The organism is Kribbella ginsengisoli (genome assembly GCF_039537185.1).
GTDB classification, from domain to species: domain Bacteria; phylum Actinomycetota; class Actinomycetes; order Propionibacteriales; family Kribbellaceae; genus Kribbella; species Kribbella koreensis.
This window is the reverse complement of the sequence record NZ_BAABAA010000005.1, coordinates 41,288-59,934: the sequence shown is the minus strand read 5'-3', so window position 1 is coordinate 59,934 and position 18,647 is coordinate 41,288. Positions and strand designations below refer to the sequence as shown.

The following is an 18,647-nucleotide window of genomic DNA, read 5'->3' as shown; positions in this document are numbered from 1 at the left end:
GGATGATCTTCTGGCCCCGGCCTGCTACCTGAGTAGGTACCCCCGGCCGCGCCGAACTGTTCGTACGTCAGTCGTCGACTGCCAATAGTGCGGGCTGAACGCGCTGCAATTGTGAGGATCTGATGGCAGGTTGATTGCAGTTATGCGATCAACTGACGGAATGCCCGCTCGACCTCTTGCGGGTGCTCCATCTGCGCGACGTGACCGGACTTCGGCAGGTAGAGCAGCCGGGCGTCGGGGAAGGCCTGCTGGGCCTTGGTCCTGATCTTCGAGTCGACCAGCCGGTCCCGGCCGCCGTACACCAGCAGCACCGGACAGCGGACCTTGGCGGCATCGGCCCACAGCGACCGGCGCGGCGGGGCGAGCTGCGACGAAAGGATGCTCCGGGCACCTTCCAATGTCGCCTGCGTTCCCCACGGCTGGGTGTCCCGCCGGTGCAACTCGGCCTCGTACGCCTCGAGCACCTCGGCCGGCAGCGCCTGCGGTTCGCCGAAGATCATCGACAGCGAAGCCTTGAACCGGCGCTCGAACGGCATCCGCCGGGTGCGCTCCAGGACGACCTTGCCCAGTCGCGGCGTGGCCAGAGCGGTGAACCAGACCGCGCTGGCCGAGACCCGCGGATGCGGCAGCGCCGGCGAGATCAAGGTCAGCGAGGCCACGGCAGTCGGTCGCCGGGCGGCCAGGGCCACCGCGGCCGCGCCACCCATGGAGTTGCCGAACACGTGGACCGGTTCGTCGAACTCCGCGTCCATCAGCTCACCGAGCACATCGGCCTGCTCGCTGATCCCGCCCATCCCGGCCAGCGGCGGCGTCCGGCCGAATCCCGGCAGGTCAGGCGCGACGCCACGGACGGTGTCGTTCAGCAACCAGCCCAGCGAGGTCCAGTTCAGTGAGGAGCCGCCCAGGCCGTGGACGAACAACGCCGGCGGAAGCTTCTTGTCCGCCTCCGGCACGTCCCGAACCAGCAGATCCACCCCAGCGACCGGCACCGTCCGGGCCGGCCATTCCTGCGTCCCCCCGGGCCCCGAATCCCCGGTTACTGCCGCGTAACTCTCCATTAGTGCATGGTAGGACGCATGGCGCCGGGACCGAAGCAGCTGACCACCGAGGTGGATGGGCAGACCATGAAGCTCACCAACCTCGACAAGGTGCTGTATCCACAGACCGGGTTCACCAAGGCCGAGGTGATCGACTTCTACCACCAGGTCGCGCCGGTGCTGCTCCCCCACCTGTCGGACCGGCCGCTGACCCGAAAGCGCTGGCCGGACGGCACCGGAGCGGCGTACTTCTTCGAGAAGAACGCACCGCGCGGTACGCCGGACTGGGTCCGCACGGTGGTACTGCCGACCCCCGGGAGTTCCACCGGGCGGGACGAGGCCGAGTTCGTGGTCGCCGACGACATCCAGACGATCGTCTGGCTCGCCAACCTGGCCGCCCTCGAACTCCACGTCCCGCAGTGGCGGATCGGGCTGTCCGACCAGGGCAGGAACCCGATGGCCGACCTGATCGTCTTCGACCTCGACCCGGGCCCCGGTACGACGATCGTCGAGTGCTGCGACGTCGCGCTGGCCCTGCGCGAACTGCTGAACCACTTCGGCCTCGAAGGCTGGCCCAAGACCTCCGGCAACAAAGGCATGCACCTGTACGTCCCGATCGAACCCGCCTCGTCGCGCGCAACCAGTGCCTTCGCCAAGCTGCTGGCCGAGCAACTGGCCGAGGCGCTGCCGGAGAACGTCACCGCGAACATGACCAAGGCGCTCCGCCCGGGCAAGGTCTTCATCGACTGGAGCCAGAACGCCAGCGCGAAGACGACGCTGGCGCCGTACTCGCTGCGTGGCGCCGAGGAGCCGCGGGTCTCCACCCCGATCGACTGGGACGAGGTCGCCGGCGCCACCGAACCCGCCGACCTGACCTTCCTTCCCCACGACGTGCTGGCCCGGATCGACGAGTACGGCGACGTCCTCGAAGGCTTGTACGACGCCCCACGCCCGCTACCGTCGTAACGGACCGCACCGAGGCGAGGAGAACGAGATGACGAGCAGCCCTGACGACCTGCCGACGGACCCGCTCGAACTCGACGAGGAGGACACCGGCGACATCGTCGTACCCCCCGAGGCCGACGCCGCCGATGTGGTCGAACAGCACCAATCGGCCGGTGAGCCGGACGAGTCCGACTACCGCTAGGTAGGATTCGGTTCAACTACCGGGGGTACAGCTCCGGTGCCGCACCATCGAAGGAGCCCGACGTGTCGACGACACCGGAGACCGCGCCCAAGCGCGGCAGCCGCCTGCCGCGGCTGGCCCGCCGCGCGCAGCTGCTCGAGGCGGCCCAGGAAGTGTTCGTCGCGAACGGCTACCACGCCGCCGCGATGGACGACATCGCCGACCGCGCCGGCGTCTCCAAGCCCGTGCTCTACCAGCACTTCCCCGGCAAGCTCGAGCTGTACCTGGCCCTGCTCGACTCGTCCTGCGAGGCGATCGTCGCCTCGGTCCGGGGCGCGCTGCGCTCGACCGAGGACAACAAGGAGCGGGTCGGCGCGACGATCCACGCGTTCTACGACTACGTCGCCAACGCGCAGGGCGCCTTCCGGCTGGTGTTCGAGTCCGACCTGACCAACGAGCCCGCCGTCCGCGAGCGGGTCGACCGGGTCACCCACGCGTGCGCCGAGGCCTGTTCCGAGGTGATCAGCGCGGACGCCGGGCTGAACAAGGAGCAGTCGATGGTGCTCGCCGTCAGCCTGGTCGGGATGGCACAGGTCAGCGCGCGGTACTGGCTCGCCTCGGACAACCCGACGCTGATGCAGGAGCAGGCCGCCGACCTGGTCGCCAGCCTCGCCTGGCGCGGCATCCGGGGCTTCCCTCGCACAGAGGGCTAGCCCGCGCACTGAGGGCCGGCCGCGGCAACTCGTCGTACCGGCTGCTGGGGTTCTGCTCTGGGCGGACGGGTGAGAACCCGATGGCCGCAGCGGATAGGCTCGAATCGGTTACCGGCGAGAGCCGCCGGTCGGAACGTGCCCGGGAGGGTTTCGTGGAGGTCAAGATCGGCGTTCAGCACGCCAATCGCGAGTTGGTGCTCGAGAGCGAGCAGAGCCCCGAAGAGGTCGAGAAGGCCGTCGCGGACGCACTGGGTGGCAAGACCGGTCTGTTGCAGCTGACGGACGAGAAGGGCCGCCGGGTGCTCATCCCGGCCGAGAAGCTGGCTTACGTGGAGATCGGCGAGGTCGCGATCCGCAAGGTCGGTTTCGGCGCGATCTGAGGACACCTGCGTGTCCTGGTTGCGGTGTGCCACGAACCGAGGACGATGAGTTGTAGACCTGTATGACTGGTGGTCAGGTTTAGCGCTGGGCACCAGTCGGCGGCAGGTCAGTCATCGCTCAAGGAGGAATCGTGGGTTTCTGGGTCTGGATGATCATCGTGAGCCTCATTGCCGGAATCATCTTCGGGCCGCTCGCGCGACTCGTACTTCCGGGCAAGCAGAACATCAGCCTTGGCTGGACCATTCTCGGCGGCGGGATCGGCGCCTTCATCGGCGGTGTGATCGCCTACGCGCTCGGCGTGAAGGACACCAGCGGTCCGGACTGGATCCAGTACCTGATCCAGATCATCTGTGCCGCGATCGTCGTCGCGATCATCTCGTCGCGCAACAGCGGTAAAGCCAGAGTCTGAGCAAGATCCTCAGAGCGGCCGCCACCCCGATCAGGGGCGGGCGGCCGCTCTGCGTTCCAGGCCCGTTCAGGTCAGGCTTGCAGGCCGAGCGCCGTCATCCGGGCGGTGTGGGCCTCGGTCAGCCGGGTGAACATCCGGCCGATCGCGGCCAGGTCGAGGCCGGGGCGGTCGACGCTGCCGGCCAGCAAGGCAGCGAGCGGGTCGCGGTCGGCGGCGATCCGCTGGGCCTGGCTGAGGGCCTCGCCCACCAGGCGGCGTCCCCACAGCGCGAGCCGGCCACCCAGCTTCGGGTCCTCCTCGATCGCGGCCCGGACCCGGTCCACGACGAACTCGGCCTGGCCGGAGTCGGCGAAGACCTCCAGCACCAGCGCCCGGGTCTCGGCGTCGACGTACGCCGCGACCTCGCGGTAGAAGTCGTTCGCGAGCCCGTCGCCGACGTAGGCCTTGACCAGTCCCTCGAGCCAGTCCGACGGCGCGGTGTGGTCGTGGAAGGCGTCCAGCGGGGTGACGAACGGCTGCATCGCGTCCATCGGATCCACCCCGAGGGTGACGAGCCGGTCCCGCAACTGGACGAAATGGCCGAACTCGGTGGTCGCCAGCTGGGCCAGCTGGGCCTTGTCGTCGAGCGTCGGGGCGAGCTTGGCGTCCTCGGCGATCCGCTCGAACGCGGTCAGTTCGCCGTACGCCAGAACTCCCAGCAGATCCACCGCCGCGGCCCGGTAGGCGGGATCATCGAAGGCCGTCATCTCGGTCATGCAGCGCACACTATCGGGCCCGGGCACGCGACGGCGGAAATGCAACGAAGCGGCCGTGCCGGGTATTCCGGCTACACTGGACCGTGTTTCGCCGGTGACGCGCCCAGATGGGCAGCTGGTGCGAGCCGCTTGCACAGTGTCCCGCGCCGTGAAAAGTAGGGCATTCCACGCCCACCCGGCCACTGATGCAACTGTCCGTACAAGCATGTGAGAGGCGATCAGCCTGACCACCTTCCGAGAGCTCGGCGTCCTGCCCGAGATCTGCGACGCGCTCGACCGCGTCAACATCAAAGAGCCTTTCCCGATCCAGGAGATGACGCTCCCCGTCGCGTTGATGGGGACCGACCTGATCGGCCAGGCTCGTACCGGGACCGGCAAGACCCTCGGGTTCGGCATCCCGCTGCTGCAGCGCACCATCTCCCCCGGCGAAGCCGACTACGAGGAGCTGGCCGCACCCGGCAAGCCCCAGGCGCTGGTCGTCACCCCGACCCGCGAGCTGACCATCCAGGTCGCCAAGGACCTGGTGACCGCGTCCACCGTGCGCTCGGTCCGGATCCTCACCATCTACGGCGGTGTCGCGTACGACCCGCAGCTCGACCAGCTGAAGGCAGGCGTCGACGTCGTCGTCGGTACGCCGGGCCGGCTGCTCGACCTCGCCAACCGCGGCGTGCTCGACCTGAGCCACATCAAGGTGCTCGTCCTGGACGAGGCCGACGAGATGCTGGACCTCGGCTTCCTGCCCGACGTCGAGCGGATCCTGCGCAAGACCCCCGAGCTGCGGCAGACCATGTTGTTCTCGGCAACGATGCCGTCGGCCGTGATCGGCCTGGCGCGCACCCACATGCGGCACCCGCTGAACATCCGGGCCGAGTCGCACGAGGACACCCAGATGGTCCCGACGACGGCGCAGTTCGTCTACCGGGCGCACGATCTGGACAAGCCCGAGGTGGTCGCCCGGATCCTGCAGGCCGAGGACCGCGGCCGGGTGATGATCTTCTGCCGGACCAAGCGCGAGGCGTCCCGGCTCACCGACGACCTGATCGACCGCGGCTTCCGGGCCGCCGCGATCCACGGTGACCTGAACCAGCAGGCCCGCGAGCGGGCGCTGACCCGGTTCCGCGGTGACAAGATCGACGTCCTGATCTGCACCGACGTCGCGGCCCGGGGTATCGATGTCGAGGGCGTCACGCACGTCATCAACAACACCTGCCCCGAGGACGAGAAGGCCTACATCCACCGGATCGGCCGGACCGGCCGGGCCGGCGCGAGCGGTATCGCCGTCACCTTCGTCGACTGGCCGGACCTGGTCCGCTGGAAGACGATCAACAAGGCGCTCGACCTGCCGTACGACGAGCCGCAGGAGATCTACTCGACGTCGCCCGAGCTCTACCACGACCTCGGCATCCCGACCGAGGCGAAGGGCCGGATCAAGCCGCCGCGCGAGGCCGTCGAGCGGCAGGAGCGCACCGACCGTCCGTCGCGCGGCGACAAGCCGTCCGGACGCCGTGGCGAGCAGGACCGGAACCGCGTTCGCAGCCATGACGGTGACTCGAAGCCCGCGGGCGACGGCGCTGCCGCGCATGGTGGATCGGACCGTCCGGCCCGGAAGCGGCCGAACCGCAACCGTCGCCGGTTGCGTGCCGGTCAGCCGCTCGAGGGCGGCGAGTCGACCGAGCAGAAGTCCGAGGCCGACGTCACCACCAACACCGTCGTACCGGCGGTCGTCGACTCTCCGGCCGAGGTCACCGAGGCGCCGACGGGCGAGCGCAAGCCGCGCTCCCGCACCCGGCGTCGCCGCGGGGCTGAGACCGAGACGGCCGAGACTCCGGTCGTAGCCGAGGCTGCACCGGTCGAGGCCGCGCCGGTCAAGGCTGCGCCGGTCGAGGCTGCTGCTGAGACGGCTGAGGCACCGGCGAAGCGGACGCGGAGTCGCCGGCGTGCGACCGAGCGGTCGGCCGAGTCGAGCGACACCAGCGCGGTGGCTCAGGCAGGTACGCCTGCGGTCGAGGCAGTTGCCGCACAGGCTTCGGTCGAGGCGCCGGCTGCTGAGGCGCCGGTGAAGAAGGCGACTCGGAAGCGGGCGGCCAAGAAGGTGGCCGAGCCGGTTGCCGAGGCGCCGGCGGTCGAAGTACAGGCTGAGAAGCCGGTCAAGAAGGCGGCGGCGAAGAAGGCTGCTGCCAAGAAGACCGCGGTCAAGAAGGCGGTGGCCGAGGACGAGGTCGCGCCGAAGAAGTCGACTGCCAAGAAGACGGTGAAGAAAGCCGCGGTGAAGAAGGCCGCGGTGAAGAAGAGTGCGGCCGGTGTGGTCGTGCCGACCTTCACCGCACCTGAATAGATTGTGACCGGCGCGTCACCTGCCCGTGCCTGAAAGGTGACCGCCGGAGCGCAACGCCCGGCTTCGCGCTCCCGTCCTTCCACGAAGGCAACCATCGTGGAGGGAAGGGTGTGGCGATGACGAGGACGCGTACGTCGGCCGCGGTCGCAGGAGTGATCCTGACCGCGGCCGTGCTGTTGTCCGGCTGCGGGGCGAGCGGCAACGACGAGGCGGGCACCAGCTCAGGGGCAGCAGCTCCACAGCAGGCCGACGGCGCGGCCGACTCCAAGGTCCCGAACAAGGCCGATGCGGGCGGCAAGCCGGCTGCCCCCGCGGCACCGGAGAGCGGCGCGGCCCAGCCCACCGTCACCCGGGCGATCATCAAGACCGGCTCGCTCACCGTCGAGGTCAAGAACGAGGACGTCAACGCCCAGCGCCAGAAGGCGATCGGCATCGTCACCGCTCTGCGCGGCCAGGTCGCGTCCGAGGACTCCAGCAGCAACCAGGACGGCAAGATCACCTTGTCGAACCTGGTCGTGAAGGTGCCGACGGCGTCGTACGAGACGGCGATCGACCGGCTGTCCGGACTCGGTGACCGGACCGCGATCCATCAGGAGTCCAGCGACGTGACCGAGCAGGTGGTCGACGTCGACAGCCGGATCTCGTCGCAGCGCGCCAGCCTCGACCGGATGCGCGCTCTACTCGCCAAAGCGACCACGATCGGCGAGATCGTCTCGGTGGAGAGCGAACTGACCCGCCGCGAGGCCGACCTCGAGGCGCTGCTCGCCAAGCAGAAGAACCTCTCCCTGCAGACCGAGCTGGCGACCCTCAACCTGACGCTGGCGGAGAAGGGCAAGGCGCCCGAACCGGCCAAGGCCGAGGGCCACGGCTTCCTGTCCGGGCTGCGCGACGGCTGGGACGCGTTCACCGCGACCTTCTCCGCACTCGCGACAGCGGTCGGCGCGATGCTCCCGTTCCTGATCGCCCTGGCCCTGATCGGCTACCCGATCTGGCGCTTCCGCCACCGCTTCCGCCGCCCACCGGCCCCGGCCGTCGCCACCGCCGGTACGCCGGGCAACACCACCCCGCCCGCTGCCGAAGCACCCGAACACGCCCGCGGGACCTTAGAGCAGGGAGAGCGCTAGCGCTCGGTAGGCCTTCGCGCCTGCCGAGCGGGGTGAGGTGGTGAGGATCGTCTGGCCGATCGCGGGGGCCTCGGCGAACCGGATGGACTTCGGGATCGCCGGGGCGAGCACGGTCAGCGCGTAGGTCTCGGCGATCGTCTCCAGGACGGCTCGCGCGTGCGTGGTGCGACCGTCGTACAGGGTCGGCAGGACACCCAGTACTTCGAGACTCGGGTTGGTCAGGCGCTGGACATCGTGGACGGTGTCCAGCAACTGACCGACGCCCCGATGCGCGAGCGTCTCGCATTGCAGGGGGATCAGTACGTCGGTCGCCGCGGACAACCCGTTGACGGTCAGCAGCCCGAGGGTGGGCGGGCAGTCGATCAGGATCCAGTCGTACGCCGCTTCGACCGGGCGCAGCGCGGTACGGACCAAGTGCTGTGGATTGCTCTCGGCCGCCAGGCTCGACTCGGCCGCGGCCAACTCGATCGTGGCGGGCAACAAGTCCGGGCCTTCGTCGGACGGCACGATCACATCGCGTGCCTTCACCCCGCCGAGCAGGACGTGATGGATCGACTTGTCCAGGTCCTCGGGGTCGAGCCCGACCGAGAACGTCAAGCAGGCTTGGGGGTCCAGATCGACCAGCAGGACCCGCTGTCCGAGCTCGGCCAGGGCAGCGCCGAGCGAGGCAACCGTGGTCGTCTTGGCCACGCCGCCTTTCTGGTTCGCAACCGCAATCGTGCGAGGCACCCGGCCATTGTGCCGCACCGTGGAATGCCCGGCCCGGCGGGGCGAGCCCACACTTGAAGCATTGTTGAGGTATCAGCCTGATCCGGGCGACCGGCTACCGTGGACGCGTGAGTACGCCACGGACGCTGACACTGCCCGACGGGGTTCACCCCGCGACTATGGAGACCGATCGTGGCAGCTTCGCCACCTTGCAGGCCCAGCCCGACATCGGCACCCCATTGGGTACCGTCCTGCTCGTTCCCGGCTGGACCGGGAGCAAGGAGGATTTCACTCCCCTGGTAGACCACTTGGCCCGCTACGGATGGCGGACGGTCGCGGTGGACCAGCGCGGCCAGTTCGAAACGCCGGGGCCGGACGACCCCGCGGCGTACACGCTGGCCGAGTTCGGGGCCGACGTGGTGGCGATGAGCAAGGCGCTCGGCGGCTACAGCCAATTGGTCGGGCACTCGTTCGGCGGGCTGGTCGCGCGCGAGGCGGTGCTGACCGATCCGAGCGTGTTCTCGACGATCACGCTGCTCTGCTCGGGGCCGGGCGCGTTCAGCGACGAGGCGAAACTGCAGGGCTTGCAGATGCTCGCGATGGGGCTGGACAACCTGCCGATCGAGCAGGTGTACGACCTCAAGCTCGAGCACGACGTCAAGGAGGCCCGCTACGTGCGGCCCACCGACGAGGTCGCCGCCTTCCTGCGCAAGCGATTCACCGGCAACACCCCGGCCGGGCTGGCCGCGATCACCCGGCGGTTGATGGACTCCGACGATCGGACCGAGAAGCTGACCAAGGCGGGTGTTCGGACGCAGGTCGTTTACGGCGAGACGGATGACGGCTGGCCGCTGGCTGTGCAGGACGAGATGGCCGAGCGGCTCGGCGTACGGGCTCAGGTCGTGCCGGACGCCGGCCACTCCCCCGCGATCGACCAGCCCGCCGCGACCGCCCGCCTCCTGGTGGACTTCTTCCACAAGCACTGAGCCGGCGCCGCGGCACACCATTTCCATCAGAACTGAAGGTCTGCGCTCTGGCCTCTCCCCGGCCTAACGTGGTCTAGACCGCGGTTACCGAGGGGGAAGGCCAATCATGTCCGAGCGGACCTATGGCGGGATCAGACGATGACCGCGGGCGTGATGGCACCACCCACCCGGAGCCCACGGCACTCGGAGCTTGGCCTGGGTCCGCTGGACCGGGTCCGGATCTCGGTGGCGCCCGCGCCGATGGCCAGCCTGCTGTCGCTGGTCGTGGACGCCCTCGGCGGACCGCGCCAGGGCATCGCGCCGGACTGGATCAGGAGTGTCCGGCGGGGGCTGCCAGTGGATGCGGCGCAGGCCGTGATCCCGATGTTCGACCGGACCCGCGCACTACTGCCGGCCTGCCTCACGCCGCTCGGTATCGACGGCGCGCCGGTCTCGGAGCAACTCGCCCGGGTCGCCGACGTATCCCCCGACGACCTGAGCGAGGGTGTCGCGCTACTAGCGCCTGGTGAGCCGCCCGTTCCCTGGCGGAGCGCCATGCGGCAGCCGCGCCGGTGGCTGGGCCTGTACGCGCGGCTGCTGTCGGCGGCCTGGAAGGCGTACTCGCCGATCTGGCAGCAGTCCACCGCGCTCCGGACCCGCGAGACCGAGCGCATCGGTGCGGCCGTGGTGACGGGCGGGCTGGACGTTCTCTTCGCGGGCTTGAGCAACCGGGTCAGGTACCAGGCGGAGACGCTCTACTTGTCTGACCGGCACCCGTACCGGATGGAGTTGGGCGACCGGCCGATCGTGCTCGTCCCGCTCGTCTCCGGGTCGGCCGCGTCGATCTTCAACCTTGACGAGCCGGACCGCGCCTGGCTCGGCTACGCAGTACCCGGGCTCAGCCGGCTGGGCTCCGGTACGCCGCAGTCCGTGGACGACAGCCTGACGCTGCTGATCGGGCCGATCCGCGCGTCGATCCTGCGCGCTCTGGACCGGCCGAGCAGCATGGGCCGGCTGGCCGACCACCTCGACGCCGGGCCGAGCACAGCGACGTACCACTGCAGTCAACTGGCCTCGGCCGGGCTCGTACTGCGCCAGCGGGCCGGCCGCGAGGTGCACATCCAGCGCACGCCGCGGGGCGATGCGCTGGTCGACCTGCTGAGCTGAGATTTAACGACGCGCCGGGCAGAATGGGAGCTGCTGCCCGGCGCGTCTTCAAATCGCCGGCCTGGTGCAACAGGCCTGGCGATGGTCTGGGCGCCAGGGCTGTCTCGTCCCCGATGGAAAAGATAACCCAGCCGCGAGGTCATCGCCGCTTGTTGCTATCAGTCGTGCCGCCGGTCGTTGCCGTTGGTCGTTGACGGCTGTCGCCGCCGGTGGTTGCTGCTGTTGGTTGTTGCTGTTGGCAAAGGGAGTCAGCGGACCGGGCGGACGTCCACGTCGAACTCGAAGTTGGCCAGGCCGAGCGGTGCGAAGGTGTCTGTGGCCTTCTCGTCGAGCACCAGCAGGCTGATCGGCACCGTGCCGTCGTCCGGCCCCTGGCCGCCGCTGGCGGTGATACCGAGATCGTTCCGGCCGACCAGCAGATTGTTGACGGCATCGGTGATCCGGTAGTTGTCGGTCAGGCTGACCTTGCCCCGGTACACACACAGATTGCCCTGGTAGACCGTCTCGAACGCCTTCCGGAAGGCGCCGAGGTCACCGTGCGCGACGCCGACCGCGATCACCACCGGCGCCTTGCGGCTCCGCCCTTCGGGATACTTGTACCGGGTCCCCGCGATCTCGTCCTGCCTGGCCGCCAGGAAGGTCTGCACGGTCTTCGACTCGAAGTTGCTCGGCTTCGACGGCCAGCCACCGGCCGGCGCCGGGCAGGCGAGCGCATCCAGGTCCACCGGTGGTGGCGTCCGGTACGCCGTCTGCTCCTCGACCGTGATCGTCTTGTCGTTCCAGACCCCGACCACATGCGCATTGCCGACGCTGACTCCCTTGACCGTCTTCGCGCCGGTCATCCGGGCCGGGTCGAACCCGATCAGCTTGACCCCGTTCTGGTCGCAGCTCGGTGCCGGCTGGAGGGCCGGGTCGACCACGGGCAGCGTGCTCATCACCGGCGGGCAGAACATCGCGTCCTTGCCGGGCGCAGCGACGACGTCGCCGTTGACCTCGACCTTGTCGCCGTTGCGCACCAGCAGGTCGTCGGCGGTCGGTTTGCCCGCCGCGCCGGTGCCCTCGGCAGCCTGAGGGGTCGGCTTGCTCGCCGGTGGGGCGACGGCCGGCTCGTTGTGGTCCGGGAGGATGGTCAGCGCGGCGACGGCGATCGCGGCGACGCTGGCGGCGGCCAGAGTCGGGATCAGCCAGCGACGCTTCGGTGTGTTCTTGGTGCTCATGATCCGGTCGAGATCCGGTTCGGGAGCCGACGGCTGGGTCGCGCGCCACTGGGCGCCGGCCTCCGCCAGCAGGTCGTCGACCTTGTCGGTCGGGTTCATTCGCTGACCTCCAGCAGGGAGCGCAGGCGGGCCCGCGCGTCGGAAAGAGTTGATTTGACGGTGCCTTCGGAGCAATCCATCACCGCTGCGGTGTCAGCGATCGACAGGTCGGCGAAGTAGAAGCAGTCGACCGCCAGCCGCTGCCGGGAGGACAGGGTGCCGAGCGCCTGGTTGACGTCGACCTGTCCCTCGACGTCGGGCCGGGCCACGGCCTCGTCGTGCTCCACCAGCTCCGCGACCGGGCGCAGCCGGCGTACCGCCTTGCGGGCCTGGTCGGCGGTGATCGCGAGCAGCCATGCCGAGGCGGTGCCGCGGGTCCCGTCGAACTGGTCGCGTTTGATCCAGGCCCGGGTGAGCGCCTCCTGGACGATGTCGTCGCGGTCGGCGCCGACCGCGAGCCGCGCGGCCAGCCTGGCCATCGCGGGCAGGTGCGGCCGCACCCACTCGACGAACCCGGCCCCGTCCGCGGGCGGGGCCTGCGCCGGCACCGGCTCGTTCGTCATCGTCGGCATACCTTGTCTACCCCGGGAACAGCCGTCCGGTTGGGGCCCTCCGGCAAGGTCAACGAGAGCGGCCTTGCCAAGTCATGGTCTTCGCGAGTCACAGCCTTGGTTCAATTGGGTTGACCGTACCCGGCGGATCGGCGTACCGTCGCGATCCTTGCCTTGACAATGGGTGCGCTTCGGCGTGCCTGCACAGTGGTGTCCGAACCCCCCGCCCGTTCCGGATCGGGGGCGGTTCTGCGTGTGCCACTGACCTGTTCGGACATCCCTGGGCTGATTCGAAGGGGGTTTCGTGGGCGTTTACTGGGCGATCGCGGTGCGGTCGTTCCGCCGGTTCTCGACGTACCGGATCGCCACCTTGTCCGGTGCTTTCACCAACACAGTGTTCGGTTTCATCTTCTGCGGCGTCTATCTGACGCTGTGGCACGCGCGGCCCGGCCTCGGTGGGTACGACACGGCCGACGCGCTCACCTTCGTCTGGCTCCAGCAGGGGCTGCTGATGCCGGTCGGGATCTTCGGCGCGACCACCACGATCGAGCTCGGCGAGCGGGTCCGGTCGGGTGAGATCGCGGTCGATCTGTACCGGCCGACGCAGCTGATGATCTGGTGGATGTCGGTCGACGCGGGGCGGGCGTTCTTCCAGTTGCTGGCGCGGGGTGGGCTGCCGTTGCTCGTCGGCGCGCTGGTCTTCGATCTGAGCTGGCCGTCCTCGGCGGTGCAATGGCTGGCTGTCGCGGTGTCGCTGGTGTTCGCCGTGCTGGTGAGTTTCGGGGTCAGGTACCTGGTGGCGCTGTCCGGGTTCTGGATCACCGACTCGCGAGGGACTGAGGCGGCGGCGCTGGTGCTGTCACTGTTCTTCTCCGGCGCGACCTTGCCGCTGGTGGTTTTCCCTGGGTGGATCGGTGAGGTCGCGCGGGCTACTCCGTGGGCGGCGACGCTGCAGGTGCCGATCGACGTGTGGCTGGGGCGGAATCCGGGTGGGGCCTGGTCCGCGCTGGGGTTCCAGGTGATGTGGATCGTGCTGCTCGGGCTGGCCGGCTGGGTGGCCACTTCGTTCGCGACCCGGAAGGTGGTGATCGCTGGTGGATGAGTCGATGCTCCGGAGGGCCCTGGGGTGGCCGGGGCAGTACTGGATGCTGGTGACGATGTGGATCAGGTCCTCGATGGTCTATCCGATGTCGTTCCTGCTCAATCTCGTCAGCACGGCGCTGATCACCGTCGGCGACTTCGCCGCGGTCCTGCTGATGTTCAGCCACATCGAGTCCTTCGGCGGCTTCAGCCTGGCCGAGATGGCGCTGCTCTACGGTACGACGTCCGCGGCGCTCGGGCTGGCCGATCTGCTCACCGGGTCGATCGAACGGGTCGGGCAACGGATCCGGACCGGTGAACTCGACGTCTGGCTGGTCCGGCCGGCGCCGGCCTTCATCCAGGCGATCGCCGACAACTTCGCGCTGCGGCGGCTCGGGCGGCCGTTGCAGGCGACGATCATCCTGGTGCTCGCCCTGACCCATCTGCCGCTCGACTGGACCGTTGCCAAGGGCATCGTTCTGGCGGTGTCGATCCTGACCGGGACGATCATCTTCGCGTGCATCTTCGTGCTCGGCGCGGCGTTCCAGTTCATCTCGATCGACTCGGCCGAGCTGGCCAACTCGTTCACCTACGGCGGGCAGCAGCTCACGCAGTACCCGCTGTCGATCTTCGGCAAGAACATCGTCCGGGCCGTCACCTTCGTGCTCCCGCTGGCCTTCGTGAACTACTACCCGGTGCTGTACGTGCTGGGCAAACCCGCCCCGCTGGGGCTGCCGTCCTGGATCGGCCTGCTCGCGCCGCTGGTCGCCGTCGTGATGATCACGGTGGCGTCGCTGGCCTGGCGCGGCGGGCTCCGCCGCTACCGCAGTACAGGGAGCTGAACATGTCAGTGATCGAACTCTCCAACGTCTCCCGGGCCTTCACCGTGTCGAGCCGCGTCGGGTTGCGGCGTACCCGCCGGGAGGTCCGGGCGGTCGACGACCTGACCTTCACCGTCGAGCCCGGCGAGGTGATGGGCTACATCGGCCCCAACGGCGCCGGCAAATCCACCACCATCAAGATGCTCACCGGCATCCTGGTCCCGACCGGTGGTTCGATCCGCGTTGCCGGCGTGGACCCGTCCCGCAACCGCCTCCGCCTCGCCCGCCGGATCGGCGTCGTCTTCGGCCAGCGCACCACCCTGTGGTGGGACCTCCCCCTGAAGGACTCCTTCGCCGTCCTCCAGAAGATGTACGGCGTCCCCCGCGCCCGCCACCGCGAAAACCTCGCCACCTTCGTAGACCTACTGGACCTAGGCGACCTACTGGACGTCCCCGTCCGCCAGCTCTCATTGGGCCAACGCATGCGAGGCGACATAGCCGCTGCCCTGCTCCACGACCCCGAGATCGTCTACCTGGACGAACCCACCATCGGCCTGGACATCATCAGCAAGTCCCGCCTCCGCGAATTCCTCGCCCAGATCAACAAAGACCGCGGCACCACCATCATCCTCACCACCCACGACCTCGACGACATCGAAGCCCTCTGCTCCCGGGTAATGGTCATAGACCACGGCCACCAGGTCTTCGACGGCACCCTCGACCTCCTCCGCTCCAGCCAGTCCGCCCCTCGAACCCTGATCGTCGACCTGGCCACCCCCCACCCACCCATCTCAATCCCCGGCACCACAGTCACCAAGACCGAAGGCCCCCGCCAACACCTAACCTTCCCTCCCACCACCAGCGCCGCCCCCCTGGTAGCCCAGATCGCCGCCTCCTACCCCCTGGTAGACCTCTCCATCTCCGACCCCACCATCGAATCAATAATCGCCCGCCTCTACGCCACCTCAGGCAAGATCAGCAACGTGTGAAGCGATCGCCGTCAGTGGACAACTCGCTCAGGGGTTGAAGCCGGCAGCCATGGAGAGGACCTCAGCCGGGTTGAGCGGTTTGCGGTCCGCGCGCCACTCGGCCAAGGCGTCGGCGTAGTCGTCTTCGTCGAACGGGGTGATGACGTCGTTGATCAGCCGACGCGCTTCGGCACTGCCGATCGGTTCGTAGCTGAAGTAGCGCTCCATGTAGAAGTCGTTGCGCAAGGCATTGTTGTCATGGAACATCCCCGTGTTCGGGACGTAGCCGTACATCGTTTCGTTCGCCAGCGCCGCGACCCACACGGGCTCGCCCTCGTGCTTGACCAGGTAGAGCTTCATCGGCTCATTCCATCTCGTCTCGTCGGTGCAATGCCTTGGCTCGAGGCTCGTTGATCCGGAGCCGTTCCGCCGGCCTGGTGGCCCGAGCCGGTCTTCGCGCGGGAGTCACTGTAGTTGTTGACCACCACTCGGCGACCACCGATCTCGGTCAGATCCGCGATGCCAGGTGGGTCGATCAAGGTCGCAGAGAGCCGGATGCATTCGCGTCGCGCAGCGGTGCGCTCCTCGGCCGCGGCGTCTGCGCTGCGCTCGATCTCGTAGTGCGGCGTGGTCGCCTCCTTGACCGCCACCGACTGCGCGGAGTGGAACTGCACCTCGACCGGATCACCCGTCGACGCCTTCATCCACGCGTGGATTCCCTTGTAGCGTGAGCCTTCCGTGTACGAGTGCATGGCCGAGCCGACCCGCCACCCGGCGCGATCCAGCCCATCAGTCGTACGCCGAGTGGCTGCGACGACTGTTTGCGGGTGTTCGGTCAGCACCGTGTACCGGAGTACATCCTCGATCGGCTGATTCCAAGCTCTGCCGCGCTGCCGATCCGCGAGTTTCCTCGCCAGAGATGCCGGCGACTTGATGCGCGAGGCGAGGTGGTAGGCCGACCCTGTCGATGGCATCGCGGCCAGGAACTCTGCGGTGACCCGAGGCTCCGATGCCACCAGGCGCTCCAACGTCCGCAGACTCCGCTCCGCTACCTTCTGGCCGTACTGCTCCACGATCTCCGCCGCGGTACCCGGATCCTCTCCCCAGTCGACCTTCCCGTGGACTTCGAAGGCACGCAGCAGGTCACGAGGTTCGGGCAGCGGGTCCGGAGGCGAACCGTTGAGTGCCATGAATCCCCCAGTACGTCGTCGAACTCCGACCGTACTGAGTTGAGATAGAGCTGTGGGGTGGGTTTTCGGATCTGTGGATAACTCACGCCGGGCGCCAAGCCGCGGTCAGCTACCGCCAATCTCAACCCACACTGCTGCCCTCAACCGCTCCTGCACTTCGCAGCCTCCCTGCCACCGATTCACCCCGCGCTGCCCGAGCGCGCGGCACCTCGCCAACCACAAACCGAAGAGGCGCACCGTTCTTTCCTCTTGTTCTTTGTTTACGTTAGTTCGGCTTCTAGGACTTGGGTTAGGAGGGTGGCGAAGGGGGTGGGGTGGCTGGCGTAGCCGGTGTGGGGGCCGGGGAAGGTTACTACTGGCCAGCCCAGGTGGGTGGAGAGGACGGCTACTGGGCGGGCGGGGAGGTGGGCGGAGGCTTGGCGGCCGGCGGCGGGGACGATTTTGTCGGTGTGCTGGAGGAGGGCTTGGAGGTTGGGGCGGTAGGTGGTGAAGGGGATCAGGTTGTGGGCGAAGTAGGTTTCGATGTTTTTCTGGGTGCGGTCCAAGAGGTCTCGGAATTCGGGGCGTAGGTCTTCTGGGGCGGGGAGGTCGTCCTCGTCGAGGCCGGTGCCGCCGGCGTAGAGGAGCTGGGCCATGGGGGCGCCTTCTCGGAGGTACGTGTCGTGGACGTCTTCGAAGAAGGCGCGGGCATCGGTTGCGTCTGGCAACAGTTCGATGCAGGGCGGCTCGTGGGCTACCAGCATGCGGACGCGGTCGGGGTGGCGGGTGATCAGGTCGAGGCCGGTGATCGCGCCTGTTCCGGTGCCGAAGACGAAGGCTGGGGCGTTCGGAGACAGTAGGTCTATGAGGGCCAGAGCATCGGCTGTTGAGGTTGCTACCGCGTCACCGGTTGGCTCGGCTGTGTACTGGCTGCGGGAGTTGCCGCGCGGGTCGTAGGCGACGACTGTGTGGGTGGCGGCCAACAAGTCGATCATGCTGTCGAAGGCGCCCGCGTCGCTGTCGCCGTCGGCGATGAGGAGGAGTAGAGGGCCGGTGCCGGTGACCTCGTAGTGGAGGGTGGCGCCGGGGACGGGGAGTCGGTTCAAGGTGCGGGCGGTCATCGCAGGGATCCCGTCAGTACGCGCTGCAGCAGCGTGGCGAATTCGAAGGGGTCGCTGGCATAGCCGCCATGCCCGCCAGGGAACGCGACGACATCCCAGCCGACGCGGTCGGCCAGGGCGAGGATGGGTTCGGCCGGGAGGACCTTCGACGATTCGCTGCCTACGGCCGGTACGAGCTTGTCTTCGAGCTCTACCAGCGCAGCGACGTCGGGGACCCAACTCGTGAACGGCAGAAGCTTGTGGGCGTAGAAGATCTCGCTGTTGGCGTCCATCCGCTCGGCGACCTCGCGGAACTCCGGCGGCAGGTCCTCGGTCGGCGGCAGCTGGTCGTCCTCGTCGATCCCGATCCCACCGAGGAACAGCTTGTCGGCGGCCAGCCGGCCGTCCCGCCGGTACGTGTCGTAGACCGACCGGAAGAACGCCCGCGCTGAAGTTGCGTCCGGCAACAGTTCGACGGCCGGCGGCTCGTGCGCGATCGCCAGCCGGATCCGGTCGGGGTGGCGGATCAGCAGTTCCATCGCCGTGATCGCTCCGGAGCTGCTGCCGAACACGTACGCCGATTCCGACCCGGCGACCGCGTCGAGCACGGCCAGCGCGTCCTCGGCGGCGACGTCGACGCGTTCGTCGGCCGGCTCACCGTCGTACGGGCTGCGCGAGTTGCCGCGCGGGTCGTAGGCGACGACCGTGTACTGCGCGGCGAGCTGCGGCACGATGCCGTCGAACACCGCCGCGTCGGTACCGCCCCCGGCGATCAGCAGCAGGACCGGGCCGGTGCCGGTCGTTTCGTAGTACAGCGCGGCGCCGGGCACAGCCACCCGGCCGACGGTCTTCACGGTCATCCAGTCACCCCTCGGATCAGCAGCCACCCTCACTTCGAAAAGGTGGTGACTACAGACTGCTGAACAGCGCTGGTACGCCGCGCACATCCGGCTGGCATGAGCCGCCCGACCGTGCCAGCGCC

The 18,647-nt window shown here is 68.5% G+C and carries 20 protein-coding genes and 1 pseudogene; 12 read left to right on the top strand and 9 right to left on the bottom strand.

What is annotated here, in order from left to right:
• Positions 1-140: 140 nt before the first annotated feature.
• Positions 141-1,058 carry an alpha/beta fold hydrolase gene (locus tag ABD768_RS19010; RefSeq protein WP_343982901.1) on the bottom strand — a complete coding sequence of 306 codons (918 nt, stop codon included), beginning with the start codon at positions 1,056-1,058 and terminating at the stop codon, positions 141-143.
• A gap of 18 nt (positions 1,059-1,076) precedes the next feature.
• On the opposite strand from ABD768_RS19010, the gene ligD reads away from it, so the two are divergent.
• The 5 genes from ligD to ABD768_RS18985 all read left to right on the top strand — a co-directional run bounded on the left by ligD (position 1,077) and on the right by ABD768_RS18985 (position 3,666).
• Positions 1,077-2,003: a non-homologous end-joining DNA ligase gene (gene ligD, locus ABD768_RS19005; RefSeq protein ID WP_344842302.1), complete on the top strand. Its 927-nt coding sequence runs from the start codon at positions 1,077-1,079 to the stop codon at positions 2,001-2,003.
• A 28-nt stretch (positions 2,004-2,031) separates the two neighbouring features.
• Positions 2,032-2,184: a hypothetical protein gene (locus ABD768_RS19000; RefSeq protein ID WP_344842299.1), complete on the top strand. Its 153-nt coding sequence runs from the start codon at positions 2,032-2,034 to the stop codon at positions 2,182-2,184.
• Positions 2,185-2,246: 62 nt separating this feature from the next.
• Positions 2,247-2,876: a TetR/AcrR family transcriptional regulator gene (locus tag ABD768_RS18995; protein ID WP_343982892.1), complete on the top strand. Its 630-nt coding sequence runs from the start codon at positions 2,247-2,249 to the stop codon at positions 2,874-2,876.
• Between the two features lie 152 nt (positions 2,877-3,028).
• Complete coding sequence (locus ABD768_RS18990; RefSeq protein WP_328327787.1) at positions 3,029-3,256, top strand: DUF3107 domain-containing protein; 228 nt, start codon at positions 3,029-3,031, stop codon at positions 3,254-3,256.
• A gap of 131 nt (positions 3,257-3,387) precedes the next feature.
• Positions 3,388-3,666 (top strand): GlsB/YeaQ/YmgE family stress response membrane protein, encoded by a 279-nt coding sequence (locus tag ABD768_RS18985; protein WP_343982889.1) that lies wholly within the window; start codon positions 3,388-3,390, stop codon positions 3,664-3,666.
• A 71-nt stretch (positions 3,667-3,737) separates the two neighbouring features.
• Here ABD768_RS18985 and ABD768_RS18980 read toward each other — a convergent pair whose 3' ends face one another.
• Positions 3,738-4,412, bottom strand: a complete 675-nt coding sequence (locus tag ABD768_RS18980; protein WP_328335020.1) for a ferritin-like fold-containing protein — start codon at positions 4,410-4,412, stop codon at positions 3,738-3,740.
• Positions 4,413-4,734: 322 nt separating this feature from the next.
• Here ABD768_RS18980 and ABD768_RS18975 point away from each other — a divergent pair, with 322 nt between their 5' ends.
• Both ABD768_RS18975 and ABD768_RS18970 read left to right on the top strand, forming a co-directional pair.
• Positions 4,735-6,756 carry a DEAD/DEAH box helicase gene (locus ABD768_RS18975; protein ID WP_344842295.1) on the top strand — a complete coding sequence of 674 codons (2,022 nt, stop codon included), beginning with the start codon at positions 4,735-4,737 and terminating at the stop codon, positions 6,754-6,756.
• Between the two features lie 116 nt (positions 6,757-6,872).
• Positions 6,873-7,880, top strand: coding sequence for a DUF4349 domain-containing protein (locus tag ABD768_RS18970; RefSeq protein ID WP_344842293.1), 1,008 nt, complete (start codon positions 6,873-6,875; stop codon positions 7,878-7,880).
• Here ABD768_RS18970 and ABD768_RS18965 read toward each other — a convergent pair.
• Positions 7,860-8,609 carry a ParA family protein gene (locus tag ABD768_RS18965; protein WP_343982878.1) on the bottom strand — a complete coding sequence of 250 codons (750 nt, stop codon included), beginning with the start codon at positions 8,607-8,609 and terminating at the stop codon, positions 7,860-7,862. The genes ABD768_RS18970 and ABD768_RS18965 overlap by 21 nt on opposite strands.
• A 107-nt stretch (positions 8,610-8,716) precedes the next feature.
• Here ABD768_RS18965 and ABD768_RS18960 point away from each other — a divergent pair, with 107 nt between their 5' ends.
• Positions 8,717-9,574 carry an alpha/beta fold hydrolase gene (locus ABD768_RS18960; RefSeq protein WP_344842291.1) on the top strand — a complete coding sequence of 286 codons (858 nt, stop codon included), beginning with the start codon at positions 8,717-8,719 and terminating at the stop codon, positions 9,572-9,574.
• Between the two features lie 138 nt (positions 9,575-9,712).
• Positions 9,713-10,720 (top strand): winged helix-turn-helix domain-containing protein, encoded by a 1,008-nt coding sequence (locus tag ABD768_RS18955; protein ID WP_343982874.1) that lies wholly within the window; start codon positions 9,713-9,715, stop codon positions 10,718-10,720.
• Positions 10,721-10,968: 248 nt separating this feature from the next.
• Here the strand turns inward: ABD768_RS18955 and ABD768_RS18950 are convergent, their stop codons facing one another.
• Both ABD768_RS18950 and ABD768_RS18945 read right to left on the bottom strand, forming a co-directional pair.
• On the bottom strand, positions 10,969-12,036 hold the full coding sequence (locus ABD768_RS18950) for a hypothetical protein (RefSeq protein ID WP_344842288.1): 1,068 nt from the start codon (positions 12,034-12,036) through the stop codon (positions 10,969-10,971).
• Positions 12,033-12,539 (bottom strand): RNA polymerase sigma factor, encoded by a 507-nt coding sequence (locus ABD768_RS18945; protein WP_344842285.1) that lies wholly within the window; start codon positions 12,537-12,539, stop codon positions 12,033-12,035. Before ABD768_RS18945 ends, ABD768_RS18950 begins: the two co-directional genes overlap by 4 nt.
• 292 nt (positions 12,540-12,831) lie before the next feature.
• Here ABD768_RS18945 and ABD768_RS18940 point away from each other — a divergent pair, with 292 nt between their 5' ends.
• The 3 genes and pseudogenes from ABD768_RS18940 to ABD768_RS18930 all read left to right on the top strand — a co-directional run.
• On the top strand, positions 12,832-13,629 hold the full coding sequence (locus ABD768_RS18940; protein WP_343982863.1) for an ABC transporter permease: 798 nt from the start codon (positions 12,832-12,834) through the stop codon (positions 13,627-13,629).
• A gap of 4 nt (positions 13,630-13,633) precedes the next feature.
• Positions 13,634-14,449 carry an ABC transporter permease gene (locus tag ABD768_RS18935; RefSeq protein WP_344842281.1) on the top strand — a complete coding sequence of 272 codons (816 nt, stop codon included), beginning with the start codon at positions 13,634-13,636 and terminating at the stop codon, positions 14,447-14,449.
• An 89-nt stretch (positions 14,450-14,538) separates the two neighbouring features.
• Positions 14,539-15,417 (top strand): annotated as a pseudogene (locus ABD768_RS18930) (ABC transporter ATP-binding protein); the annotation flags it as partial.
• A gap of 27 nt (positions 15,418-15,444) precedes the next feature.
• On the opposite strand, the gene ABD768_RS18925 reads toward ABD768_RS18930, so the two are convergent.
• The 4 genes from ABD768_RS18925 to ABD768_RS18910 form a co-directional block, all read right to left on the bottom strand.
• Positions 15,445-15,756 (bottom strand): hypothetical protein, encoded by a 312-nt coding sequence (locus tag ABD768_RS18925; RefSeq protein WP_344842276.1) that lies wholly within the window; start codon positions 15,754-15,756, stop codon positions 15,445-15,447.
• On the bottom strand, positions 15,753-16,586 hold the full coding sequence (locus ABD768_RS18920; RefSeq protein WP_344842273.1) for a hypothetical protein: 834 nt from the start codon (positions 16,584-16,586) through the stop codon (positions 15,753-15,755). The genes ABD768_RS18925 and ABD768_RS18920 overlap by 4 nt, the downstream gene beginning before the upstream one ends.
• A 260-nt stretch (positions 16,587-16,846) precedes the next feature.
• Positions 16,847-17,686 (bottom strand): alpha/beta hydrolase, encoded by an 840-nt coding sequence (locus tag ABD768_RS18915; RefSeq protein WP_344842270.1) that lies wholly within the window; start codon positions 17,684-17,686, stop codon positions 16,847-16,849.
• Complete coding sequence (locus ABD768_RS18910) at positions 17,683-18,525, bottom strand: alpha/beta fold hydrolase (RefSeq protein ID WP_343982839.1); 843 nt, start codon at positions 18,523-18,525, stop codon at positions 17,683-17,685. The genes ABD768_RS18915 and ABD768_RS18910 overlap by 4 nt, the downstream gene beginning before the upstream one ends.
• Between the last annotated feature and the right edge of the window lie 122 nt (positions 18,526-18,647).